At 62.6% G+C, this 25,299-nt stretch carries 8 protein-coding genes; 4 read left to right on the forward strand and 4 right to left on the reverse strand.

The window, feature by feature from the left end; translation table 11 throughout:
- Position 1 precedes the first annotated feature (1 nt).
- From AC3WS7_RS10015 to AC3WS7_RS10030, 4 genes are read left to right on the forward strand one after another with little or no spacing between them, the layout of a single operon-like run.
- Complete coding sequence (locus AC3WS7_RS10015; protein ID WP_296472003.1) at positions 2 to 1,333, forward strand: HlyD family type I secretion periplasmic adaptor subunit; 1,332 nt, start codon at positions 2 to 4, stop codon at positions 1,331 to 1,333.
- The gene (locus AC3WS7_RS10020; protein WP_492656247.1) at positions 1,330 to 2,703 is read left to right on the forward strand and encodes a TolC family outer membrane protein; all 1,374 of its coding nucleotides are present in this window, start codon (positions 1,330 to 1,332) and stop codon (positions 2,701 to 2,703) included. Before AC3WS7_RS10015 ends, AC3WS7_RS10020 begins: the two co-directional genes overlap by 4 nt.
- 3 nt (positions 2,704 to 2,706) lie before the next feature.
- Positions 2,707 to 4,479, forward strand: coding sequence for a tetratricopeptide repeat-containing glycosyltransferase family protein (locus AC3WS7_RS10025; RefSeq protein ID WP_296472007.1), 1,773 nt, complete (start codon positions 2,707 to 2,709; stop codon positions 4,477 to 4,479).
- 3 nt (positions 4,480 to 4,482) lie between these two features.
- A complete protein-coding gene (locus AC3WS7_RS10030) occupies positions 4,483 to 5,082 on the forward strand; it encodes a methyltransferase domain-containing protein (protein WP_296472009.1) in 600 nt (199 codons plus the stop codon).
- A 21-nt stretch (positions 5,083 to 5,103) separates the two neighbouring features.
- Here the strand turns inward: AC3WS7_RS10030 and AC3WS7_RS10035 are convergent, their stop codons facing one another.
- From AC3WS7_RS10035 to fliE, 4 genes are all read right to left on the reverse strand, one after another.
- The gene (locus tag AC3WS7_RS10035) at positions 5,104 to 5,874 is read right to left on the reverse strand and encodes an FkbM family methyltransferase (protein WP_296472011.1); all 771 of its coding nucleotides are present in this window, start codon (positions 5,872 to 5,874) and stop codon (positions 5,104 to 5,106) included.
- 12 nt (positions 5,875 to 5,886) lie between these two features.
- The gene (locus AC3WS7_RS10040; RefSeq protein WP_492656248.1) at positions 5,887 to 10,239 is read right to left on the reverse strand and encodes a tetratricopeptide repeat protein; all 4,353 of its coding nucleotides are present in this window, start codon (positions 10,237 to 10,239) and stop codon (positions 5,887 to 5,889) included.
- Positions 10,240 to 10,248: 9 nt separating this feature from the next.
- Positions 10,249 to 24,606 (reverse strand): beta strand repeat-containing protein, encoded by a 14,358-nt coding sequence (locus AC3WS7_RS10045; RefSeq protein WP_492656249.1) that lies wholly within the window; start codon positions 24,604 to 24,606, stop codon positions 10,249 to 10,251.
- A 315-nt stretch (positions 24,607 to 24,921) separates the two neighbouring features.
- Positions 24,922 to 25,239 carry a flagellar hook-basal body complex protein FliE gene (gene fliE / locus AC3WS7_RS10050; protein WP_296472017.1) on the reverse strand — a complete coding sequence of 106 codons (318 nt, stop codon included), beginning with the start codon at positions 25,237 to 25,239 and terminating at the stop codon, positions 24,922 to 24,924.
- Positions 25,240 to 25,299 lie beyond the last annotated feature (60 nt).

Consider the following 25,299-nt stretch of genomic DNA (forward strand, 5'->3'; position numbering starts at 1 on the left):
CATGAGCGCCGTGCTGGACAACACGCCCTTTGGTTCCGCCCCCGTGGTGGACCTGAATGACGCACGCCCCCGTCGTTGGGGTTGGTGGCTGCTGGTGTTGGGCTTGGGCGGTTTTATGGCGTGGGCCACGCTGGCGCCGCTGGATGCCGCGGTCACATCCAGTGGGTCGGTGGTGGTGAGCGGCAGCCGCAAGCTGGTGCAGCCGGTATCCGGTGGCAAAGTGGCCGCCATTTTGGCGCGGGACGGTGACCAGGTCGTCGCAGGCCAGGTGTTGTTGCGGTTGGACAGCACGCAGAGCCGCGCCCTGCTGGACATTGCGCGTGGCCAATGGTTGGTCGCTATGGCCACGCAGGCACGCTTGAGTGCCGAAAACCAAGGCTTGGCGGCAGTGGACTTCCCTCCCGAGTTGCTGGAGCTCGGAAACGATGCGCGTGTGGCCGAGGTGATGGAGTTGCAGTCCCGATTGCTTGAATCCCGAAGGCAAACCCGCAACAATGAAATGCAGAGTCTGGAAGCTACTTTGCGGGGGCTGGAGTACCAGGCCCAAGGGCATGAGGCTGCCCGCCAGGCCAAAGAAACCCAAAGTCGCATGTTGCGTGAGGAGTTGCGCAACCAGCGTACGCTGGCCGATGAGGGATTTTTCCCGCGCAACCGGGTGTCCGAGCAGGAACGCTTGTTTGCGGGGATACAGGGGGGCGTGGCGGAGGACTCCAGCAGTGTGGGGCGGACCCGGCAGGCGATTGTCGAAGTGCGGGCTCGCATTGCCACCCGGCAACAGGAGTTTCGCAAGGACATTGAGTCCCAGCTCTCGGATATTCAGCGAGAGACGTCCGGGCTGGAGAGCCGCATGCGAGGACTGGAGTTTGACCTGGCGAACACCGAGGTTCGTGCACCGGCCACCGGGACCGTGATGGGGGCCTCTGTGCATACGGTGGGTGGAGTGGTGAGTGCCGGCACTCCGCTCATGGAGTTGGTACCCAAAGACGATCCTTTGCGGGTGGAAGCCCAGTTGCCCGTGCACATGGTGGACAAGGTTCGACCGGGCTTGCCAGTGCATGTGTTGTTTAGTGCCCTGAATCAGGCCAGCACTCCGCATATTGAGGGGCGCGTGGTCCAGGTGTCTGCCGATGCGCTGGCCGATTCAAGGCAGAATACCAATTACTTCAAGGTGGTGGTTGAGGTCACCCCCCAAGGCATGACGCAGCTGCAGCACCAGGAGATCCGGGCGGGCATGCCTGCCGAGGTATTTATCAAGACTGGAGAGCGCACTTTCATGAGTTATCTGCTCAAGCCCCTGTTGGACCGCATGAATCGCGCGTTGATAGAGCCATGAAGCAATGGCCGCTTGTGCACCGCAGAGTGTTGGTGCTGGGGCTCGTTTTTTTTGCCAACGCCAGTTTGTATGGCGTCGCTTGGGCGGGTGACTTTGAACGGGCGTATCTGGCCGCCTTGCAAAATGACGCGCGCTACCAGGCTGCCAAATATGCGTTGACCTCGGCGCAGCAGGCATCTCCACTGGCCTTGAGTTCTTTGCTGCCGAGCGTGTCGGCAAGTCTGTCCGAAACCGCTGTGCAAGGTACCCGAAACACCGATGTGGCGGGTGGTGGCACTGTGTCCAGTGACCTGGATTACCGTGCGCCATCCCAAAGCATCAACTTGCGAGCTCCCTTGATCAACCTGGAGGCGTCGGCCCGCTACCGGCAGGCCAACGCACAAGTAGGGTCTGCGGAAGCCGCATTTGCCGGCCGCAAAGCGGAGTTGGTGGACCGGCTGGCGCTGGCCTATCTCCAGCGCATGTTGGCGGAAGATGCATTCCTGTCCATCCATGCCCAGGTTCACGCAGTGGTCGAGCAGCGCAACCTGATGCGGCGCCGGTTTGAGCAGGGCGAGGGTACCAGGACCGAGGTGGCCGAGGCCCGCGCCAACCTGAGCCTGGTGCTGTCGCAATGGGCAGATTCCCGCGACCAGATGAACAACGCGCGTAATGCGCTGAACTCTCTGACGGGCCAGCCGCAGGACGTCATCACCCGCTTGCCCGCTGGTTTCTCGCCGCCGCCCCTGGTTCCCAACGCCTTGCAGACGTGGCAGGACATGGCCTTGAACAACAACCCCGATGTGGTGGCACGCAAGTTCGCCGTGGATGCGGCTGTGGCGGGGGTGTCGCGCAGCAACGCTGGACATATGCCGCGGCTAGACCTGGTGGCGAGTGCCTCCAGCAGCCGTAACGAGTCGGTCAGCAGCCTGAACCAGTCCGTCAACCAGGGAAGTCTGGGCGTTCAGCTCAATATCCCCATCTACAGTGGCGGGGCCGTGAAGGCCGCGGTGACCCAGGCCGTGGCGGAGCAATCCCGGGCCGAGGCCGAGCTGGAGGCTGAGCAGCGCGCTGCCGAACTGGAGGTGGGGCGCTTGTTTCTGGCGGTGTCCTCCGGGGGGGCTCGACTCCTGGCGTACCAAGATGTGCTGGAGTCCAGCCAGATCGCTTTGGAGGGAACCCGGCGCGGGCAAGCCTCTGGCCTGCGTACCAACGTCGACGTGCTGGAGGCCGTGCGCAAGGTGTTCCAGGCACAACGCGACTTGGCACAAGCCCGTTACGATCATATTTTTCAGCGTCTGCGCCTCTACAACAAGGCTGGCATCGCACCCGAGGCGGTGGTTTCTTACATCGACGAACTGCTGGGTTCTGCCGAAAGCAGCGCACCCTGAGTCATGACCCAGGTGGCCACGGATTCCTTTGCTGCAGCCTGGTCGCTGTACACGCAAGGACAGGTGTCACAGGCTGAACAAGCGTTCACCAAGCTAGTGCAGGCGCACCCCGGCTGGGGGGAGGCACTGCATATGCGCGGTGTGTGCCTGTTGCAACTCAAACAACACGGCGCTGCCTTGCCTGCCTTGCAATCCGCAGCGCAATACACGCCGCAAGACCCGTCAGTGCACTCCAACCTGGGGCTGGTTTTGCGGGCCCTTCATCGGCATGCGGAGGCACTGGCGGCCTATGACAAAGCCCTGCAGCTCAAACCGGACTTTGCCCAGGCCTGGGCCAACCGGGGCAATGCCCTGCGCGATATGGGCCAAGGGGATGAGGCCATTGCGTCTTACCAGCAGGCCCTGCAGTGCCAGCCCCACTATGCCCAAGCCTGGCACGGCCTGGGCTTGGCCTTTGGTGATGTGAAGCGTTGGACAGATAGTCTCGCTGCGTTTGACGCCGCCTTGGCGCAGAAGCCAGATTACGCGGTGGCGTATATGGACCGCGGCAATACTTTGCGGGAAATGGAGCGCGTGCCAGAAGCCTTGCAAAGCTACGAGCGCGCTCTGCAGCTCCATCCACAGTACGCGCAGGCCTGGTCGAACCGCGGGGTGGTCCTGAAGCGGCTGGGCCGCATGGATGACGCCGCGGCGAGTTACGAACGTGCCATCACGCTGGACGCGGGGTTTGTCGATGCCATCGTGAATTACGCCACCCTGCTCAAGGACATGATGCGCGTGCCGGCTGCCGTGGCCATGAATGAGCGGGCTTTGGCCCTGGATCCGGACAACAGCGGTGCCCACCTGAATCTGGCGATATGCCATTTGGTGACGGGGAACTGGGGGCCAGGCTGGCAGCACTACGAGTGGCGCTGGAAAACCGACCAACTCAAGGATGGTGTCCGCACCTTTGCCCAAGCCCAATGGCGCGGCGAGTCACTCCAGGGGAAAACCATCTTGTTGCATGCCGAGCAAGGCTTGGGGGACACCCTGCAGTTCTGCCGTTTTACGCAGGTACTGGCCGCCCGTGGTGCGCGGGTTTTGCTGGAGGTTCAGGCGCCGCTGCTTGCGTTGCTGGCCCCATTGCCAGGGGTGCATGGTTTGATTGCTCGGGGGCAAACTTTGCCGGCCTTTGATCTGCATTGCCCTTTGCTCAGCGTGCCGTTGGCCTTGGGACTGACCCTGGAAAAAATGCCACAGGCGCAGGCCTATTTGCAGGCTGATGCCGCATTGGCACACACATGGGCGGCCAAAGTTGGCACCGCCTCTGTGTTGCGCGTCGGTGTGGTGTGGTCCGGCCGGCCGGAGCACAAAAATGACCATAACCGCTCCATACCTTTGGCGGAGTTTCGGTGCGTATTCAGGCCGGAGCATCGGTACCATTGCCTGCAAAAAGAGTTTCGGCCGGCCGACGTACAAACCTTGTCCACGTGCAGTGATGTGGCTGTGTGGGATAGTGAGTTGCACAGTTTTTCAGACACAGCCGCGTTGATTGCATCCATGGACCTGGTGGTCTCGGTCGATACCTCGGTGGCACATTTGGCTGCGGCCATGGGCAAGCCGGTCTGGCTGTTATTGCCCTTCAGTCCGGATTGGCGATGGGTCGTCGGTCGTGACGACTCCCCGTGGTATCCCCGTATGCGTTTGTTCCGCCAGCCTGACACGGGCCAGTGGGCGCCCGTGCTGGCCCAAATTCACCAGGCCTTGGGCCTGCTCACCCGATCACAGGAGACCTAGATCATGTACGAAACCAGCAAATCCATTTTTCACCGCCTGGCAGACTCGCGGTACGCCACACGATACTTTGTGGGCCAAGGCATTGACATCGGGGCCGGGCCTGACGCGCTGGGGCAGTACGCGGAGTTTTTCCCCTTGATGCGCTCTTGCCGTGCATGGGACATGCCTGATGGAGACGCGGAGTTGCTGGCCACCGTGGCAGACAACTCCTTCGACTTTGTGCACTCCTCCCACTGTTTGGAGCACATGCGCAATGTAGACGTGGCGCTGGATAACTGGTTGCGTGTTTTAAAGCCCGGCGGCCATTTGGTTTGCCTGGTGCCCGACGAAGACCTGTACGAACAAGGTGTCTTCCCGTCCACGTTTAACAGTGACCACAAACACACCTTTGCGATCCACAAAAAGTCTTCGTGGTCGCCCAAGAGTATCAATGTGACGACCTTGCTGGCCAACACCCGTGCCGACATCCAGGTCAAGAAAATCGAGTTGCTGGATGCGACGTTCCGTTACAGCCTGCTGGCAGCGCTGGGTAAGCGTCTGGACCAAACCACCACCCCGGTGGGCGAGAGCGCGATCGAATTTGTGGTGAAGAAACTGGCCTAGGGGCCGGGGCGCCCCGGTCCCTTATTCAGACAGCTTGCGCAGCGTTGCCTTGAGTTGTGCCAGCTCTGCCTGCGCTTTGGCGGCTGTCTGCTGCGCCTGCACCAGGCGGTAGTCGACAAAGTTGTCCCACACGCACGGGGGGTGTTGAAAGTACTGCTTGAGCTCGGCATGCTCCTGGGCGACATAAAACCGGTTCACCGCATCAAAGTAGACAAAGTCGTAGCCAGTGCGCAGCAGTTCAGGCTCCCACTCGTCAAAATTGGTTTGGGGGCGGTTGGGCAGGGTGCTCTCCAGCACGATCAACCAGGGCCGGAATCGTGTGCGATCCAGTCCTTGCAGCACGGCAAGTTCTGCGCCTTCCACGTCCACGCTGAGCAGGTGGATTTCTCCGTTCGGGCGGTGCTGCAGCAACAGGTCCGTCAAGGTGTATTGCTGCACCGTGTGCTTCTGCACCGGCTTGCCCTCACGGGCATGCATGGCAGCAATCGCTTCGGATGTGGTCGCATTTTGTTCCCGCTCAGCAATTTCGTAGAACGTGACCTCACCGGTGCTGTTGCCCACGGCGCCACGCACCAGAATGTCTTCGGGGCGCTGTGTTTCCCAGAGCCGGTGGAAACGGGTTTGCGGCTCTACCACCATGCCGCGCCAGCCGCGCTGGTAGAGGCAGAAGGTATTGCTGTCCGCCATCGGCTGGTAAGCCCCCACATCGATGAAGAACCCCTGGGGAACCTGGCTCAGGGCCCGGTTGATCATCACGTCTTCGAAGTTGCGGGTGAATGAGAGGTAGGCCATGCGGCACTTTCTTCAGGGCGAGGGACGGCGACGCAACTTGCTGGCACGGGTGGCCTCGCTGCGCACCGATTTCAGCAGGTTTTTGAGGGGTGCACTCCAGTCGCTTCGCTGGGTTTGGCGGTACAGCTGTGCACTGGGATACCACGGTGAGTCTGTACGAGAAAGCAACCAGCGCCAATCCGGAATAAGGGGCAAAAGTACACGTACTTTGATGCCCAGTCCACCCGCCAGATGCGCTACGGAGGTGTCGACCGTCACAAGCTCGTCGACCAGCGTCAGGATGGCGGCAGTGTCTTCAAAACTGTGGATTTCGGGGCTGAGGTTGGTAACTTTGCTGCCAGCGGGCAACGCTGAGAGTTGTGTGGCCGCATCCCCTTTTTGCACCGAAATGTATTCCACCTGGTCCAGTTGCATGAGGCCTTGGAGCTGTGCCAGTCGCAAAGATCGGTTGACGTCATTGCCGTGGGTAGGGCGCCCGGCCCAGACCAAGGCGACGCGGTATTTGCCCTTGGGGCCCAGGCGCTGCTGCCAGTGCGCCACCTGGGCAGGGTCTGCCTGCAGGTACGGAACTTGTGCCGGAATGGTGTCTACGGTGGTGCCGAAGCCGACCGGCAGGCTCAGCAGCGGACACTGGTAATCAAAGGGGGGGAGTTCAGCGCCGCTGCGCACGATCTGGCCCAGGCCCTGTACCCGCGCAGCAATGCTGTGTACCTCGGCCTGCACCACCAAGATCACATGGGCACCGCGCTGTGCGAGCAGGGGGACAAACCGCAGGAATTGCAGGGTGTCACCAAAGCCCTGCTCGGCATGCAGCAGGATGCTTTTGCCTTGCAGATTTTGGCCAGTCCAGAGGGGCTGGGTGAACGAACGTTTTTCCTTGGCATCGGGTTGCTGCCAGCGGCTTTCATAGTGCGGCCAGCCCGCCTTGAAGTCGCCAGTCAGCAACTCCAGCAGGGACGCGTGCAAGGCCGCCTTGATGTGACCTTGGGGCGCGCTTTGTGCTTTGCGAAAAGCTTGCTGCGCCAGCACAAACTGCGCGTTTTCCTTGAGGGCAATGCCCAGGTTGTACTGGTACTCAGGGGAGTCTCCGGTCATGGATACGGCAGCCTGGGCTGCCTTGAGCGCCTCATCCCAAAGTCCCAAGGCCCCCAACGTATTGCCCAGATTGGACTGTGCCTGGGCATTGGTTGGCGCCACTTTCACAGCGGTGCGTTGGTAGTGCAAAGCCTCCTGTAGCATGCCGGCCGATTTCATGAAGGCCCCGCAATTGGACCAAGCTTCGGGGTCGAGGGGTGCTTGTCGGCATGCACGCTGACCGAGCATGACGGCGGCCTGGGTGTGGCCGGTGCGAAACGCAACGATGGCCAAGGCACTGGCCGCGCGGGCGTGGGTGGGGCACTCGCGCAAGGCGCGCCAGAACGCAGGCGAGGCAAGCGCGGGTTCATTGCGCTCCAGCAGCACACGGCCCTGCTCCACAGACTCATGCGCCTGTGCAGCACGCCGTTTGCCACCGGCTGACTGCGGGCTGGCCAAATCCTTGAGGTCTTTGGTCAGGGTGCTCACCACACTGCCCCAATCGCGGTAGCGCGGCTGGCGCAGGATGCGCACACTGGGGTACCAGGGGGAATCTTCCCGCTCCAGCAGCCAGCGCCAGTCGGGCATCCAAGGGATCAACAGCCACACCGGCAGCCCCAGGGCACCGGCGACATGGCAGATCGAGGTGTCTACACACACCAGTACATCCAGATGCTGCAGGGCGGCGGCCGTGTCGCCAAAGTCATGCAAATCGGCTGACAGATCCACCACCTTGGATTGCAGCTCGGGTGGCAGCTGTGCCAGATCAGCGCTGCGTGCGCCGACCTGGAAGGAATAGAAGGTTGCGCCTTCGAGTGCCAGCACGGGCGCCAGAGCGTCAAGTGCCAGCGAGCGGTTGGCATCGTTCTTGTGGGCCGGATTGCCCGCCCATACCAGGCCCACCCGCAAACCGGGGGCGGCAAAGCGGGGCGCCCAGGCGGCGCTGCGCGCGGGCTCCATGCGCAGGTAGGGCAGGGTGGGTGGGGCGTTCTGGGACAGGCCCAACAAATGCGGCACGCTCAGCAGCGGGCAAACCCAGTCGTAGGCGGGCGGGCGGGAGCCTTCATGCACCAGCTCTACATTGGGCGGCAACACCACCAGCGGCGTCAAAGACTCCTGAATTAATAGCAGCACGCGCAGGCAGCGTGAGGCCAAGAGGTCGATATAGCGTAAAAACTGCAGGGTGTCGCCCAGCCCCTGCTCGGCGTGGACCAGCAGCGTCTGGGTGGGCAGGGGCTGGCCATTCCACAGGGGTTTGGTGGTCTTGAGGCGCTTGGAAGGGAAGTCCGGGACGTCAAAGCGCCGCTCGTAGTCGGCAAAGCCACCGGCCAGGTCGCCAGCCAGCAGCCGGGCCAGACCGCGGTTGTAGATCAGCCCTGCGTAGTCCGGCCTCGCCTCCAAACCTCGCTCGAAACACTGCAGGGCGCCGGCCACATCCCCCACGGCTTTGTAATAAGCCCCGCAATTGGACCAAGCTTCGGGGTCGAGGGGTGCTTGTCGGCATGCACGCTGACCGAGCATGACGGCGGCCTGGGTGTGGCCGGTGCGAAACGCAACGATGGCCAAGGCACTGGCCGCGCGGGCGTGGGTGGGGCACTCGCGCAAGGCGCGCCAGAACGCAGGCGAGGCAAGCGCGGGTTCATTGCGCTCCAGCAGCACACGGCCCTGCTCCACAGACTCATGCGCCTGTGCAGCACGCCGTTTGCCACCGGCTGACTGCGGGCTGGCCAAATCCTTGAGGTCTTTGGTCAGGGTGCTCACCACACTGCCCCAATCGCGGTAGCGCGGCTGGCGCAGGATGCGCACACTGGGGTACCAGGGGGAATCTTCCCGCTCCAGCAGCCAGCGCCAGTCGGGCATCCAAGGGATCAACAGCCACACCGGCAGCCCCAGGGCACCGGCGACATGGCAGATCGAGGTGTCTACACACACCAGTACATCCAGATGCTGCAGGGCGGCGGCCGTGTCGCCAAAGTCATGCAAATCGGCTGACAGATCCACCACCTTGGATTGCAGCTCGGGTGGCAGCTGTGCCAGATCAGCGCTGCGTGCGCCGACCTGGAAGGAATAGAAGGTTGCGCCTTCGAGTGCCAGCACGGGCGCCAGAGCGTCAAGTGCCAGCGAGCGGTTGGCATCGTTCTTGTGGGCCGGATTGCCCGCCCATACCAGGCCCACCCGCAAACCGGGGGCGGCAAAGCGGGGCGCCCAGGCGGCGCTGCGCGCGGGCTCCATGCGCAGGTAGGGCAGGGTGGGTGGGGCGTTCTGGGACAGGCCCAACAAATGCGGCACGCTCAGCAGCGGGCAAACCCAGTCGTAGGCGGGCGGGCGGGAGCCTTCATGCACCAGCTCTACATTGGGCGGCAACACCACCAGCGGCGTCAAAGACTCCTGAATTAATAGCAGCACGCGCAGGCAGCGTGAGGCCAAGAGGTCGATATAGCGTAAAAACTGCAGGGTGTCGCCCAGCCCCTGCTCGGCGTGGACCAGCAGCGTCTGGGTGGGCAGGGGCTGGCCATTCCACAGGGGTTTGGTGGTCTTGAGGCGCTTGGAAGGGAAGTCCGGGACGTCAAAGCGCCGCTCGTAGTCGGCAAAGCCACCGGCCAGGTCGCCAGCCAGCAGCCGGGCCAGACCGCGGTTGTAGATCAGCCCTGCGTAGTCCGGCCTCGCCTCCAAACCTCGCTCGAAACACTGCAGGGCCTCCGGCATGCAGTGCCGCTCCGTCCACAAGCGGGCCAACGTGCCCCACGCATCGGCATCTGTCGGGTTGTGGCGCAGCACCAGTCGCAGTTCAGCTTCTGCGCGCTCCATGCGTTTTAGCTCCAGGAGGCATTTGGCCAGCATGAAGCGGTACTCGTCAGCCAGGGGCTGCAGTGCGGCGGCAGTTTCAAAGTGAGGCAAGGCGCGTGCAAAGTCGCCTTGGCCATAAAACAGGTTGCCCAGGTTGTTGTGGGCCGTGTGAAACTGCTTGTCGCAGGCGAGGGCGGCTTCGTACGCGGCAATGGCGTCGTCCGAGCGTGCCAGGGCTTTGAGGGCCACACCGCGATTGGCATGTGCACGAGGATCTTGTGGCGCCAGCGCCACTTGCTGGTCGAAGCGCTCCAACGCCTCGGGGTAGTGGCCGCTGCTATTGAGCAGCACGCCCAAGTTGTTCAGGGCATTGGTGTCCTGCGGTGCCTCTGCCAACACGGCTTCGTAGGAAGCCCGGGCCAAGTCCCAACGCCCTGCACTTTGGTGTGCAAGGGCTTGGGTAAACAGATCAGGAGTTTCTGTACTTGGCTGCCGTCTTGGCATGGGGCGTGGTTAGGTCCATTGGAAATCAGAAGCACTGAGTCCATCAGACGTAGCGGCCACCAAAGTGAGCTTCATTTCAGCGACGCCGTTACCGTCTGTGTCGACCAACAGTATATTGGTCGCGGCGTCCCATTTGGCTTGCGCATCGCCAGTGTTGGTGAAAGTACTCACCATGCTGAAGTTTCCGTTGCCAAGCCCCTCGAAAACCAGCTTGTCCTGGCCTACGACAAAGTCGGTAATGGTGTCGAAGACGGTGGCGCTGGACTGGGCGGTATCGCGGAACACAAAGTAGTCGGCACCACTGCCACCAATCAAGGTGTCCGCGCCATTGCTGCCTATCAGCGTGTCATCACCGCCACTGCCGCTGAGTGTGGCACCAACGGTAGACAGCACCATGGTGATGGTGTCGTCGGATGTACCACCCAGTATGGTTTCGATGGAATTGACTGTGACGTTGTTGTTGCCAGCGCTTGAAAGCTGCAAGGTGTCCGTGCCGCCTGCCAGGTTGTAGGTCACACCCACGGCTGCTGCGCCCAGGGTCACGGTGTCGTTGCCGGCACCGGCCACCAGGGTTTCCACATTGGTGATGGTGAGGCTGTTGGGGCCGGATGCCGAGAGTGTCAGGCTGTCATTGGAGCCCCCCAGGTCAATCACGGCATTGGTGATCGCACTGGTGAAGGTGATCCGGTCACTGCCGCTGCCACCGTTGACAGTTTCGACACTGCTTAGCGTGAGGGTGTTTACGCCGCTGGCCAGGTTGAGGGTGTCGCTGCCGCCATTCAGGTTGATCAGGCCTCCCGACAGTGTGGTGGTCAGGGTCACTGTGTCGTTGCCGGACGAGCCTGTGACTGTCTCTACGCCTGAAGTGGTGACTTCGTTGGCGAAGTTGCCCAGAGTCAGGATGTCGACACCCGCGCCCAGGTCAAAGGTGTTGCCCGTTGCCTGCACGGCCATGGTGATAGAGTCCGCGCCCGAGTTGCCCGTGACCGTCTCGATCGTGTTGCTCATCAGCGTGAACGTATTGGCTGCGTTGAACAGTCGCAGCTGGTCGGCTCCATCCCCGAGGTTGAAGTTGGTGGTGCCAATGATGGCCGCCCCCATGGTGACAATGTCTGCCCCGGTGCCGCCAGTGATGGTCTCCACATTCAGGGCCGTGAAGTCGTTGTCATCGTTGCTCAAGATGAGCGTGTCGTTCATGCTGCCAAGGTCAATGCGCGTGCCGGTCTGGCCTGCCGTGACCGTGATGGTGTCCACACCGCCGGCGCCAACAATGGTTTCGGCATTGGCCACCGTCAGCGTATTGTTGCCTGCTGTGGCCAGAACCAAGCGGTCGGTGCCCGTGCCCATGTCGTAGTTGCCTGCAGTCTGGGCCACGCTCAGGGTGACCACGTCGTTACCCGTACCCGCCACCAGGGATTCGACTCCGGTGAGGGTGACCGTGTTGCTGAAATCTGCCAGCGTCAATTGGTCCGCCGTGCCGGCGCCAAGGTTGATGATGCCGCCCGAGCTGAGGGTGGTGAGGGTGATGGTGTCGTTGGCAGTGCCACCCACCACAGTCTCCACGTTGGTCAGCGTGGCCACGTTGGCAAAGTTGCCCATCGTCAGCTTGTCCGCGCCTGCACCCAGACTATAGACATTGCCGGTTGCAATGTTCGTCAAGGTGATGGTGTCGACGCCCGAGTTGCCGATCAAGGTGTCTATGGTGTTATTGACAGACAGGGTATTGGCCGCATTGAAAAGGCGCAGGGTGTTGTTGCCTTCGCCCAGTGAGTAGTTGCCACCGGCCGCGGCAGACCCCAGCGTAATGTCATCGGCTCCGGAGCTGCCCACAATGGTTTCCACACCGGTGGCGGTCAGGGTGTTGTCAAAGTTGGCCAGGGTCAGGGTGTCAACCAGGCCCGCGCCAAGGTTGAAATTGCCTGCGGTCACCTGGGTCAGGAATGTCAGCTTGTCATCTGCCGCCCCGCCCACCACCGACTCCACATTGGAGACAGCCGTCAGCGTGTTGGCAGCCGCAGCCAGCACCAGCTTGTTGGTACCACCGCCCAGGTTCACCGTGCCGTTGCTGATGGCCGAGGCTAGTGTGATGGTGTCGTCAGTCGCGTCCGCCACGATGGTCTCGGTATTGTTGACCGTGACGGTGTTGGCTCCACTGCTGGCGGTGAAAGTGAGCACGTCACCGGTGCCACCTGCCAGGTTCACAATGCCGCCGGTGAAAGCGTCGGTCAAGGTAACTACATCGTTGCCTGTGCTGCCGACCACGGTTTCGATGTTGGACAGCGTCACCGTATTGCCGTTGCCGACCAAGGTCAGGTAATCAGAACCTGCGCCCAAGTCAAAGCTGCGGCCAGACACTGCGGCACTGAGCGTGATGCGGTCGATGGCGGCTCCGGCGGTCAGGGTTTCGATGTCCGTGTTCAACACCAGGGTGTTGGTGCCCGTGGTGGCCAGTACCAGCGTGTCGGCCGTGCCTGCCCCCAGCGAAATGCTGACGCCTGAGACGGCTGCAGCCAGCGTCACCGTGTCGTCGCCGCTGCCACCTACAAGGGTTTCGGTGTTGGCCACGGTCAGTACGTTGGCATCGGTGCCTGTTGTTTTCAGCACCAATTTGTCGATGCCGCCAGCCAGATCAAAGGTCTGGTTGGTGACCGAGGAGCCCAGGGTAATCGTATCTGCGCCTGCATTGGCAACCAGGCTTTCCACATTGCTGAGCGTGAGGGTGTTCACACCGTTGGCCAGTACCAGCCTGTCAGCGCCGTCGCCGAGGTCGATGGTCCGTCCAGACACTGCGGCAGTCAGGGTAATGCTGTCGTCCAATGTGCCGCCGATCAGCGACTCAATGCTGCCGTTCAGTGTGAGGGTGTTGGCTGCATCCGCCAGTTGCAAGGTGTCGTTGCCCAGACCCAGGTCAATATTTGCGCCCGAGGCTGCGGTTGTCAGCGTGATGACATCGGCACCCGATCCTCCCACCAGTGTCTCGATGTTGCTCAGGGTCAAGGTGTTGCCGGCGCCATGGGCAAGGGTCAACTTGTCCACACCGCTGCCAAGGTCGACAGTGGCGCCCGAAATGATGGCACTGAAGGTGATGGTGTCTGCCCCCGTGCCGCCGGTCAGCGACTCCACGCCGCTCAAAGTCAGGGTGTTCAGGCCGTCAGCCAGAGTCAGTACGTCAGCCCCGGCGCCCAGGTTGTAGGTCCCTGTGCTTTGGGCAGTTGTGAGTGTGACCAGGTCCGCCCCTGTGCTGCCCGTGAGTGTTTCCACACCGCTGGCAGTGACCGTGTTGCCTGCACCCGTCAGGGTCAGTGCATCCGTACCAGCCCCCAGGTTGTACACATTGCCCGACACCGCTTCGCTCAAAGTGATGGTGTCGGCCCCAGAATTGCCCGTGACGGATTCGATGTCACTTGCCAGGGTCAGCGTGTTCACGCCGTTGGCAAGGGACAGGCTGTCCGTACCGCTGCCCAGCACGATGCTCAGCCCGGTGCCGGACAGGGCGGTTGTCAGCGTGACGGTGTCATTGCCGTCGTTGCCGACGATGGTTTCGGTGCCGCCCACACTGAGGGTATTGTTGCCGCTGTCGTTCAGCGTGATCTTGTCACCTGCGCCAGCACCCAGATCAAACACTGCGTTGTTGGCCAGAGTGCTCAGCACCACGGTGTCCGCACCAGAGCCGCCGACCAGCGATTCGATATTGGACACGGTGACGGAGTTTGCTGCCGTGCCGGTTGCCAGTAGACGCAAGGTATCCGTTCCGGCGCCCAGGTCGTAGATGCCACCTGTGACCGGCGCAGTCAAGGTTATGGCGTCTGCCAATGTGCCGCCGACCAGCGATTCGGTGCTGCTGTCGATGGACAGCGTGTTGTTGAAGTTTGCCAAGGTCAGGACGTCAGCGCCAGCCCCCAAGCTGATGTTGGCACCCGATGCCCCCGCCAACAGGGTCACACTGTCTGCGCCCGTGCCGCCCACCACGGTTTCGATATTTCCCAACGTGACGGTGTTGGCTCCATTTGCCAGGGTCAATTTGTCAATGCCGGCCCCCAAATCGAAGGTGCGTCCGCTGACTGCAGTTGTCAGCGTGATGGTGTCTACCCCCGAGTTGCCGACCAGGGTTTCGATATCGCCACCGATGGACAGGGTGTTGGCAGCATTGGCCAAGCGCAGGACGTCGTTGCCATCACCCAGACTGAAACTGCCGGATGTGACGCCAGCGCCCAGGGTAATGTCATCGTCACCGCTGTTGCCGGTGATGTTTTCGATGTTCTGTGTGGTCAGGGTATTGTTGAAGTTGCCCAACACCAAGGTGTCGTTGCCCGCGCCCAGGTTGTAGGTGCCTGCGGTCACGGCTGTCGCCAGGGTGACGGTGTCTGCCCCCGAACCGCCGACCAAATTCTCAATATTGGACAGGGTGACGGTGTTGGCCCCCGTGCCGCTGTTCATGAGCGTCAGGGTGTCGGTGCCATCGCCCAGGTCGTAGCTGAAGCCAGTCACCGCGCTGGTGAGGGTGACACTGTCGTTGGCCGTTCCGCCCACCAGACTTTCGATACTGTTGTCAATGGACAGGGTGTTGTTGAAGTCTGCCAGTGTCAGCACGTCGCCGGTGCCCGCGCCCAGAGCGATGGAGCCACCCGCAATGGCGGTAGCCAATGTCACCAAGTCGTTGCCAGAGTTGCCCACAATGGTTTCGACGTTCGAGATGGTGATGGTGTTGGCGCCATTGGCCAAGCTGATCTTGTCGCTGCCTGCTCCCAGGTCGATGGATCCGCCAGTGACAACGCTGTTCAGCACCAAGGTATCTGCGCCCGTGCCTCCCACAATGGTTTCAATGTTGGCAATGGTCAGGTTGTTCACGCCGTCGGCAAGCTGCAGGGTGTCGGTACCGCCTGCCAGGTCATAGGTATGGCCGCTGACGGCACTGCCCAGGGTGATGGTGTCGGCCGCGGAATCCCCCACCAAGGACTCGATAGAACCATTGAGGGTCAGGGTGTTGTCGGCCAGGCCCGAGAGGTTCAGGCGGTCGGTGCCTGCGCCCAGGTCGTAGCTGTTGCCGCTCACGCCGCCATCCAGGGTGATCGTGTCTGCCCCTGCGTTGCCCACAATCGTCTCTACGGCGCTGCTCGCAGTGAAGGTATTGGTGCCAAGGGCCAGGACCAGCGAGTCTGTGCCAGCGCCCAAGTTGTAATTGCCGGCTGTGATGGCGCCACTGAAGGTGACAGTGTCAGCCCCAATGCCGCCGGTAATGGTTTCCACGGTATTGAACGCCGTGATGGTGTTGACACCATCTGCCAAGGTCAGCGCGTCGGCGCCTGCGCCCAGGTCGATCGTGCCGCCTGTCAATGTCGTCAGCAGCGTGACCGCATCGTCACCACTGCCGCCTGTCACGCTCTCCACGTTGGACGTGGTCACGGTGTTGCCACCGTCGGCCAGGTACAGCTTGTCAATGCCTGCGGCCAGATCCAGGGTCGCACCACTGATGGCTGCTGCCATGGTGATGATGTCGGCCCCTGCGTTGCCGGTGACAGATTCCACGCCGGTCAGGGTCATGGTGTTGCCACCCGCGGCCAGTGTCAGATTGTCTGCGCCGGCTCCCAGATTTACGCTGGCCCCAAACGGACTGGCGCTGGAAAGGGTGATGGTGTCGTCGCCCGAGCCACTGGTGGTGAGGGTTTCCACGCCATCCACGGTGGCGACGTTGGCACCTGCTGCCAGGATCAGGGCATCGCTGCCGCCACCCAGGCTCACGCTGCCGCCGGTCAGGATGGTGCTCAGTGTGATGTTGTCGTTGCCGCCCGCACCGACCACAGACTCCACGTCACTCACTGTCACCGTGTTGTTGCCAGCACCCGAGAGGGTCAGGGTGTCATTGCCGCCTGCCATGGCGATGGTTGCGCCATTGATGGCAGCACCCAGGGTAATGTCTTCGTCGCCGGCCGAGCCGGTGATGGACTCCACCGAAGAGGCGGTCAGGATGTTGGTGCCGTTGGCCAGCGTCAGGCTGTCTGCACCACCGGACAGATCGAACACCGCACCCGACACCGCTTGCGTCAGGGTGATGGCGTCGGCGGCAGTGCCACCGTTGAGGCGCTCTACGCTGGCGTCAAGGGTCAGTGTGTTGCTGCCACTGGAGGACAGGTTGAGTGTGTCGGTACCAGCACCCAGATTGAAGGTGCCACTGGTTTGGGCAGCGCCCAGGGTGATGGTGTCGGCTCCGGTTCCACCCGAAATGGTTTCGATATTGGTGGCGGTCAGGTTGTTGGTGCCATTTTTCAGGACCAACTGGTCTGTGCCGTCACCCAGATCGATATTGCCCCCAGCGATCACGGTATTCAGGGTCACCACATCGGCACCACTGTCGCCCACAATGGTTTCCACATTGCTGGCGGTCACCGTATTGGCGCCATTGGCCAATGTGAGTTTGTCGCCGATGTTGCCGCCCAGGTCGATTTGTGCGCCGCTGACGGCGGTTCCCATGGTGACGTTATCGACCCCGGTTCCGCCCGTGATGCTTTCCACATCACTGGCAGTCAGGGTATTGTTGCCGTTCGCCAGGGTCAGTCTGTCTGCGCCATCGCCCAAGTTGTAGATGGCTCCGCTCACGGTGGTTGTGAGGGTGATGTTGTCGGCGCCGGTCCCGCCTGTCACGGTTTCTACCGTGCCGTTCAGCGACAGGGTGTTGGCACCATCGGCCAGCACCACGCGGTCGCCCGTCCCGCCGCCCAGGTCCACGGTCACGCCGCTGACCGCTGCGCTGAAACGCACCGTGTCATTGGCACCTGCGCCGCTGATGGTTTCGATGGCATTGACGGTGAGGTCGTTGGCACCTGCCGCTGACAAAATAAGGCGGTCGGCCGCACCTGCACCCAGGTCGTAGATTTGGCCGGAGACCGCACCACCCAGGGTGACGATGTCGTCACCCGCACTGCCCACCAGGCTCTCGATGGAGGTGGCTACGGTCAGCGTGTTGCCGCTGGCGCCCAGGGTCAGGGTGTCGCTGCCGGTCCCCAGATCCACGCTGCCACCAGAAACGCTGGTGGCCAAGGTGATGGCATCGTCACCGCTACCGGTGGCCGTGATGGTTTCCACATTGCTCAGGGTCAGGGTGTTGCCGCCCGCGGCCAGGGTCAGGGCATCGGTGCCCGCACCCAGGTCAATGGTGCCGGCCGTCAGGGCCGCACCGAGTACCACGTTGTCGGCAGACGAGCCACCGGTGATGGTTTCAATGTCGGTTGCTGTGAGCGTGTTGGCCGCTGCACCAGACAGGGTGAGGCTGTCTGCGCCTGCGCCAAGGCTGTAATTGCCACCCGTTACCGCGGTAGTCAGGGTAATGGCATCGGCCAGGGTACCGCCGACCACGCTTTCGATGCTGCTCAGGGTCAAACTGTTGGCGATATTGGTCAGCGTGAGTGTGTCACTGCCTGTGCCACCACCCACCGATTCGGTGTTGCTGACGGTCAGGGTGTTGGTGCCATTGGCCAGAACCAGACGGTCGCTGCCATCCGCCAGATTGACTGTGGCGCCGGTGACGGTGCCGCCCAGGGTGACCAGGTCGGCGCCCGAGTCGCCGGTGATGGTTTCTGCGCCTGTCACGGTCACCGTATTGGCGCCATTGGCCAAGGTCAGGGTGTCGGTGCCCGTGCCCAGGTTCACCACGGCACCCGAGGTGGCAGCTCCCAGGGTGACGTTGTCATCGCCCGTGCCACCAGTCAGGGTTTCCACGCCACTTACTGTGAAGGTACCGCCGGAGTTGGACAGGTTCAAGATATCTGTCGCCGCGCCCAAGTCGATAGTTGCGGCCGTGCTGCCACTGCCCAGGGTGATGGTGTCGGCCCCGGTGCCCCCTGTGAGGCTTTCCACATCGGTGACGGTCAGCACGTTGACGCCGTTAGCCAGGATCAGGGTGTCGGCGCCTGCGTTGAGGTCAACGCTGGCACCCGACAAGGCGCCGCCTAAGGTGACGGTGTCGTCGCCAGTGCCACCCACGATGCTCTCCACCTGCAGGGTCGTGACCGCGTTGGTGCCATCGGCCAGGGTCAGGGTGTCGGAACCAGCGCCCAGGTTGACCGTGGTGTCGGTAATGGCGGTGCCAAAGGTTACCGTGTCGGCCCCCGTACCACCGTTAACCGTTTCCACGTTGGAAATGGTCAGCGTGTTGGCTCCGTTGGCCAGATTCAGGGTGTCGTTACCACCGTTCAGGTTGATGGCGCCTGACACCGCATCGGTCAAAGTGATGGTGTCTGCACCAGCGTCGCCAACCACCGTTTCCACGCCAGTCAGGGTCAGTACGTTGACATCGTTGAACAGTGTCAGGCTGTCGGTGCCAGCTCCCAAGTTGATGGTGCCGCCACTTACGCCAGAGCCCAGGGTGACGGTGTCGGCACCGCTGTTTCCGGTGATGGTTTCTACGTTGCTTACCGACAGGGTGTTGGCCCCGTTGGCCAGAATCAGCGTGTCTGCGCCAGCGCCCAGGTTGGCATCCAGCGCGGTGACGGCCGTGGCCAGTGTCACGGTGTCGGCGCCAGAGTCGCCAACCAGGGTTTCCACACCCGTGATGGTCAGGCTGTTGGGCGAGTCAAACAGATTCAGGGTGTCGGTGCCGGCGCCCAGGTTGATCTGGCCATTGGTGATGCTGTTGCCCAAGGCCACGGTGTCGTTGGCGCCCAGGCCGACAACGGACTCGGTGTTTTTCACGATGACGTTGTTGTCACCGGCTGCGCTCAGATTGATTTGGTCTGTGCTGCCCGCACCCAGGTCATACACACCAAAGGAGCTGGCGTCGGCCAGGCTCAGGGTGTCGTTGCCGGTGCCGCCCACCACGGTTTCTACGCCGGAGGTAGTCAGGGTGTTGGCGCCATTGGCCAGAATCACCTTGTCTGCAGAGCCGGTGCCGAGGTCAATCTGGCCTGCTGTCAATGTGGTGGTGTAGGTCAGTTGGTCCACACCGGTGCCACCGGTGACGGACTCAATGTTGGCCAGCGTCAGGGAGTTGCTGCCGTTGGCCAGGCTCAGGCTGTCGGAGCCTGCGCCCAGGTCCACGCGCATATTCGAGACAGCGGCACTCAGCACAATGGTGTCGTCGCCGGAGCCTGATGACAGGGTTTCTACGCTGTTGCCCAGTGTGAGGGTGTTGTTGCCGGTAGTGGAGAGGGCGAGCTGGTCGTTGGAGCCAGCGCCCAAGTCGTAGCTGCCGGTACTTACCGCCGCACTCAGTGTGATGGTGTCATTGCCGTTGCTGCCCACCAGGGTCTCAACGGTGGTGTCCAGCGTCAGGGTGGAGGCAGCGCCCAGGGTCAGCGTGTCGGTGCCTGCGCCCAGCGAAATCGTGCCGCCCGTGACGGCTGCCGCCAAGGTGACGTTGTCATCACCCGTGCCACCCGTGATGGATTCCACGCCGCTGAGCGTCACCGTGTTGGCTGCGCCATCGGCCAAGATCAGACGGTCGCTGCCACCATTGAGGTTGATGGTGGCACCTGTGACGACGGCCCCAAGTGTGACGGTGTCGTTCAGGTTGCCGCCATTGATGCTTTCAATATCGGTGGCGGTGATGGTGTTATTGCCGGTGCCCGACAGGGTCAGGCTATCCGCGCCTGTGCCCAGCGAATACACATGGCCCGTAACAGCTGCCGTGAGGGTGATGGCATCGGCACCCGTGCCGCCGACCACGGTTTCCACGCTGGCGTTGAGGGACAGGGTGTTGGTGCCGTCGGCCAGCGTGATTTTGTCTTGGGTACCTGCACCCAGGTCAATGGCCGTACCCGAGATGGCGGCGGTGAAGGTTACAGCATCGTTGGCCGTGCCACCCACCACGCTCTCGATACCGATGGCGGTAATGGCGTTGTCGCCCGCGCTGGAGAGGGTCAGGCGGTCCGCACCACTGCCCAGGTCGTAGGTCAGGCCGGTGACGGCGCTGCCGATCGTGATCAGGTCATTGCCCGCACCACCCACCAGGGTTTCCACGTTGCCGCTGACGGTCAAGGTATTGCCGCCAGCCGCCAAGTTCAGCGTGTCGTTGCCGCCCGCCAAATCGAAGTTGCCGCCGCTCACGCTGGTGCCCAGCGTAACGACGTCATCACCGGTGCTGCCGGCAATGGTTTCAACGGCCGACACGGTGAGTGTGCTGCCATTGCCCCCGAGGGTCAGGGTGTCGGTGGCACCGCCGCCCACGACGCTCTCTACGCCGGTAACGGTCAGGTTGTTGGCGCCGCTGGCCAGGGTGATGGTGTCGGAACCGCCCGCCAGGTCATAGCTGGCACCGCTTACGGCGGTGCTCAGGGTGATGGCGTCATTCAGTGTGCCGCCTGTCAGGGTCTCAATACTGCTGATGGTCAGGGTGTTGGCGATATTGGTCAGGGACAAGGAGTCGTTGCCCGAGTTGCCAACTACGGTTTCCACGCCACTCACGGTGAGTGCGTTGGTGGTGTTGGTCAGCACCACGGTGTCGCCCGCATTGCCACCGACCACGGTCTCCACACCCACGGCAGTGACGGTGTTGCTGCCGTTGGCCAACGTCAGTACGTCGCCAGTGTCTCCGGCCAGGTTGACGGTGGCGCCGCTGATCGCTGCACCCAAAGTCACCAAGTCGGCAGCAGCACCGCCGGTGATGGATTCGGTGCCCGATACCGTGAAGGTGCCGCCTGCTGCGGCGAGGTTCAAGGCATCGGCGCCAGCGCCCAAATCGACGGTGGCCGCCGTGGAGCCGGTGCCCAGGGTGATCGTGTCGCCGCCCGTGCCGCCCAGAATGGACTCGATATTGGTGGCGGTAATGGCGTTGGTGCCATTGGCCAAAATCAGCTCGTCATTGCCGCCCAGCAGGTCAAAGGTGCCCGCTGCCATGGCGCCGCCCAATGTGATGGTGTCGGCCCCTGCGTTGCCGGTGATGCTTTCTGTCGCGGTGACGGTGAGCGCATTGGTGCCGCTGGCCAGCGTCAGGCTGTCGGCACCCACACCCAGGTTCACTGTGCCTGCGGCTACCGCGGCACCGAAAGTGACGGTGTCCGCGGCCGAGCTTCCGGTGAAGCTCTCGGCATTGCTGACGGTGATGGTGTTGGCACTTGAGCCGTTGCCCAGGGTGACCTGGTCGGTCCCGGCAGCAAGGTCATAACTGCCCCCTGTGACCACATTGGAGAAGGTGATGGCGTCGGTACCACCATCGCCCAAGACAGACTCGACGTTGTTAACCGTGACGGTGTGGTTGCCCAGTGACAGGGTCAACGTGTCGGTGCCCGCGCCAAGGTTGAACGTGGCGCCGGAGATGCCTGCACCCAAGGTGACCAAGTCGTTGCCAGTGCTGCCGGTCAGGCTTTCTGTGCCCGAGACGGTAAGGGTATTGCCGTTGCCTTGCAGGATCAGGGCGTCCGATGCCCCGTCACCCAGGTCCACGGTGCTGCCGCTGGCCATGGCGTCGGTGATGGTGACTGTGTCTGCCCCTGAGTTGCCGACGATGGCTTCGATGCCTGTCGCCGTGACTACGTTGGCGCCATCGGCCAAATTGAGCTGGTCGGTGCCACCGCCCAAATCCACAATGCCGCCCGAGATGGCGGCGTTGAAGGACACGGTGTCATCGCCAGCGACGCCCACGATGGTTTCGATGTTGGATACCGCCAGCACGTTGTTGGCGTTGGCCAGGGTGATCTTGTCATTGCCGGCACCCAGGCTGTAGGTGCCGTTGGTGGTGACGGTGGTCAGCGTCAGTGTGTCGTCACCGGTGCCACCGATCACGGTTTCCACATCGGTGGTGGTGAGGCTGTTGGTGCCGTTGGCCAGAGTCAGGCGGTCTGTCGCGCCCTCGGCCAGGTCAAAGGCGCCGTTGGTGACGGTGGTGTTCAGTGTGATCTGGTCGGCGCCGGAGCCGCCCACGATGGACTCTACATTGGAGGCCTGGAAGGAGTTGGAGGTGTCCGCCAAGGTCAGGGTGTCGATGCCGCTGGCGGCATCGATCACCACATTGGTCAGTGCGGCGGAGAAGGTGATGTTGTCGGCACCCGCGCCACCCACCACGGTCTCAATGCTGCCATTCAGGGTCAGGGTATTGCCACCAGCGGCCAGGTTCAGTTTGTCGGAGCCTGCGCCCAGATCGTAGCTGCCCGCGGTGACCGCAGCACTCAGCGTCACTATGTCGTTGCCGTTGCTGCCCACCACGGTTTCGATGGTGCCGTCCAGCGTGAGGGTGGAGGCACCGCCCAGTGTCAGCTTGTCGCCCGTGCCATCGCCCAATGTGATGCTGCCGCCGGTGATGCCGCCAGTGAACGTGATGTCGTCGTCGCCACTGCCGCCGGTGATGGTCTCGATACCCGTGACCGTGGCGGTGTTGTTGGCGGTGCCCGTTTGAAGCAGGGTCAGGCTGTCCTGGCCATTGCCCAGGTTGAAGGTGCCACCTGTGACCGCAGCACCCAAGGTGATGGTGTCGTTGCCAGTATTGCCGGTCACGCTTTCCACGTTGGATAGCGTCAGGTTGTTGGTGCCGCTGGCCAAGGTCAGTACGTCTGCACCGCTGGCCAAGTCGATGCTTGCGCCTGAAAGGGCGGCGCCCAGGGTCACGGTGTCCGCACCGCTGCCACCCAGAATGCTCTCCACGCCTGTGGCTGTCAGGCTGTTGGTGGCGGTGTCGAACAGGGTCAGTTCGTCGGCGCCAGCCCCCAGGTTGATGCTGCCCGCGGCAATGGCAGAGCCCAGGGTGATGGTGTCTACCCCTGAGTTGCCGGCAATCGTTTCGGTGCCCAGCACGGTCAGGGTGTTCACGCCGTTGGCCAGGGTCAGGTTGTCAGTGCCGGCGGCGAGGTCGATGGTTCCGCTGGCTTGGGCGGCGCCCAGCGTGATGGCGTCCGCGTCGGCGCCGCCAGTGATGGACTCTGCGCCCGAAATATTGAGGGAATTGCCCCCTGCGGCCAAGGTGACCCTGTCGCCGGTGCCGCCCGCCAAGTCAATCGTCACGCCCGAAGATGCCGTGGATAGGGTCAACAGATCGTCACCCGCGCCACCGGTAATGGACTCGGTGCCCGTTACGGTGACGGTGTTGCCGCCAGCTGCCAGGGTGAGGCTGTCGGACCCATTGCCCAACCCCACCGTGGCGCCTGAAATGGCGGCCCCAAAGGTGACGGTGTCTGCACCGGTTCCGCCTGTGACCGATTCGGCATTGCTCAATGTGATGGTGTTGGCGGCACCCGCCAAGGTGATCGCATCGGCATCGTCGCCCAGGTTGTAGTTGCCGCCGGTGATGGCGGCACCCATGGTGATGGTGTCGGCACCAGAGCCTGCGGTCAGTGTTTCCACGCCAGTGGCAGTCACGCTCTGGCCGGTGGTGTCAGACGCCAGCAGCGTCAGGGTGTCCGTGCCCGCTCCCAGGTTGACCACGCCGTTGACCATGGCCTCGCCCAGCGTGATGGTGTCTGCGCCAGAGTTGCCGGTGATGGTCTCGGTGCCCGACACCGTCAGGGTGTTGACACCGTTGGCCAGGGTCAGCGAATCGGTGCCATCGTTCAGGTCAATCGTGCCGCCTGTTTGGGCTGCACCCAGGGTGATGGTGTCGGCCGCGGAGTCGCCCAGGATGCTTTCGATGTTGGACAAGGTCAGGCTGTTGGTGCCGGTGCCAAACAGGGTCAGTACGTCGGCGCCCGCGCCGAGGTTGATGGTGCCCGTTTGTGCGGCGCCCAGGGTGATGGTGTCATCGCCCGAACCCGCGGTCGCAATGCTTTCGGCGCCAGTGATGGTGGCGACGTTGGCGCCAGCCGCCAGGGTCAGCAGGTCGGTGCCGGCTTTGAGGTCAATGACACCGGCTGAAGCAATGGCCGAGGTGAGGGTGACCACATCGGCCAGCGTGCCGCCTGTGACGGTCTCCGCACCGGCCACCGTGATGGTGTTGGTGCCGCTGGCCAGGGTGATGGCGTCGTTGCCGGCGCCCAGATCGAAGCTGCCGGTGGTGACGACGCTGGACAGCAGCAGTGCATCATCGCCAGCCCCTAGGTTCACGTTGGCCGTGCCGATGGAGCCGCCCAGGGCAACGGTGTCTGCGCCAGTGCCGCCCACCACGGTTTCGACGCTGTTCAGGGTGATGTCGTTGGTGCCATCCGCCAGGGTGACCTTGTCGGTACCCCCGCCCGCGTAGATGGTGGAGCCGGAAGTGGCCACTCCCAGCGTCAAGGTGTCTGCCAGGGTGCCGCCAGTCACGGTCTCGATGTTCGAGATGGTGGCGGTGTTGATGAAATTGCCCAGCGTGAGGGAGTCCACCCCGGTGCCGGAGTTCGCCCCCAGGTCGATCGTCGAATTCAGCGCACTGCTGATCGTGATCGTGTCGTCGCCAGTGCCCCCAATGATCGTGTCGATGTTCCCAGGCAGGGTCAGGTTGCTGTCGCCGCCGGAAATGGTGATCGTGGTCATGTCGAGCCTCTCGAAAATTGGGGTCTGCTAACTAGCCTAGCCTTGGACGTCTCTCGCTGCAAGCGGAGTGCGCCAGGGCGTTCGGAGGCCCGTGCCCCCGAAACTAACAATTCGGCATCTCATGGTTATTACGGCAGTTTTGAAGAAGTCTTTAGGATTTGCCTGTCTGGGCCGATACCGTGACTGCACCAGGCATGGCTTGGCCGACGCGGCGACGCGCGGGGTTGCCGGGGGTGGGTGCTAAATTTGGCATCAAATAGGGCTCTAGCCTCCGTGGAATATGCGCGAACAGCTATTATTTTTATAGTAAATAAATCAAACTTGCATATTCATGATGTCGGTGTAGGCCTGCACCATGCGGTTGCGCACATGCAAGGTGGCCTGGAAGCCGATCTGGGCCTTCTGGATCGCCACCATGGTCTCTTCCAGGCTGACTTTGGGGTTTTCCATCTGCACTTCGCGCTGCAGCCGGGTCGATTCGTTTTGGGTGGCGCTGACCGATTGCAGGGCCCCTTTGAGCGCCCCGGAGAAGCTGCCCCCCACCCCTTCTGCCGACGCGGAGGCCGCCGGACGCACCCCGGCGCCGGGGCGAATCGTGGTGGGCATGGTGACGGGGGTGAGTTTGAGGTCCATGGCAGGGTCTCTCTGGTCGTGACGTTGGGGCGATCCTAAGACGCGAGGCCATGCGGCATT

It is taken from the genome of Rhodoferax sp. EU05-FHT12H12, assembly GCF_058791215.1.

Bases quoted from the DNA above. Each gene is read 5' to 3' on its own strand.
- AC3WS7_RS10045 (WP_492656249.1), bottom strand. From the start codon at position 24,606: ATGACCACGATCACCATTTCCGGCGGCGACAGCAACCTGACCCTGCCT.
- fliE (WP_296472017.1), bottom strand. From the start codon at position 25,239: ATGGACCTCAAACTCACCCCCGTCACCATGCCCACCACGATTCGCCCC.
- AC3WS7_RS10035 (WP_296472011.1), bottom strand. From the start codon at position 5,874: ATGGCCTACCTCTCATTCACCCGCAACTTCGAAGACGTGATGATCAAC.
- AC3WS7_RS10040 (WP_492656248.1), bottom strand. From the start codon at position 10,239: ATGCCAAGACGGCAGCCAAGTACAGAAACTCCTGATCTGTTTACCCAA.
- AC3WS7_RS10015 (WP_296472003.1), top strand. From the start codon at position 2: ATGAGCGCCGTGCTGGACAACACGCCCTTTGGTTCCGCCCCCGTGGTG.
- AC3WS7_RS10030 (WP_296472009.1), top strand. From the start codon at position 4,483: ATGTACGAAACCAGCAAATCCATTTTTCACCGCCTGGCAGACTCGCGG.
- AC3WS7_RS10020 (WP_492656247.1), top strand. From the start codon at position 1,330: ATGAAGCAATGGCCGCTTGTGCACCGCAGAGTGTTGGTGCTGGGGCTC.
- AC3WS7_RS10025 (WP_296472007.1), top strand. From the start codon at position 2,707: ATGACCCAGGTGGCCACGGATTCCTTTGCTGCAGCCTGGTCGCTGTAC.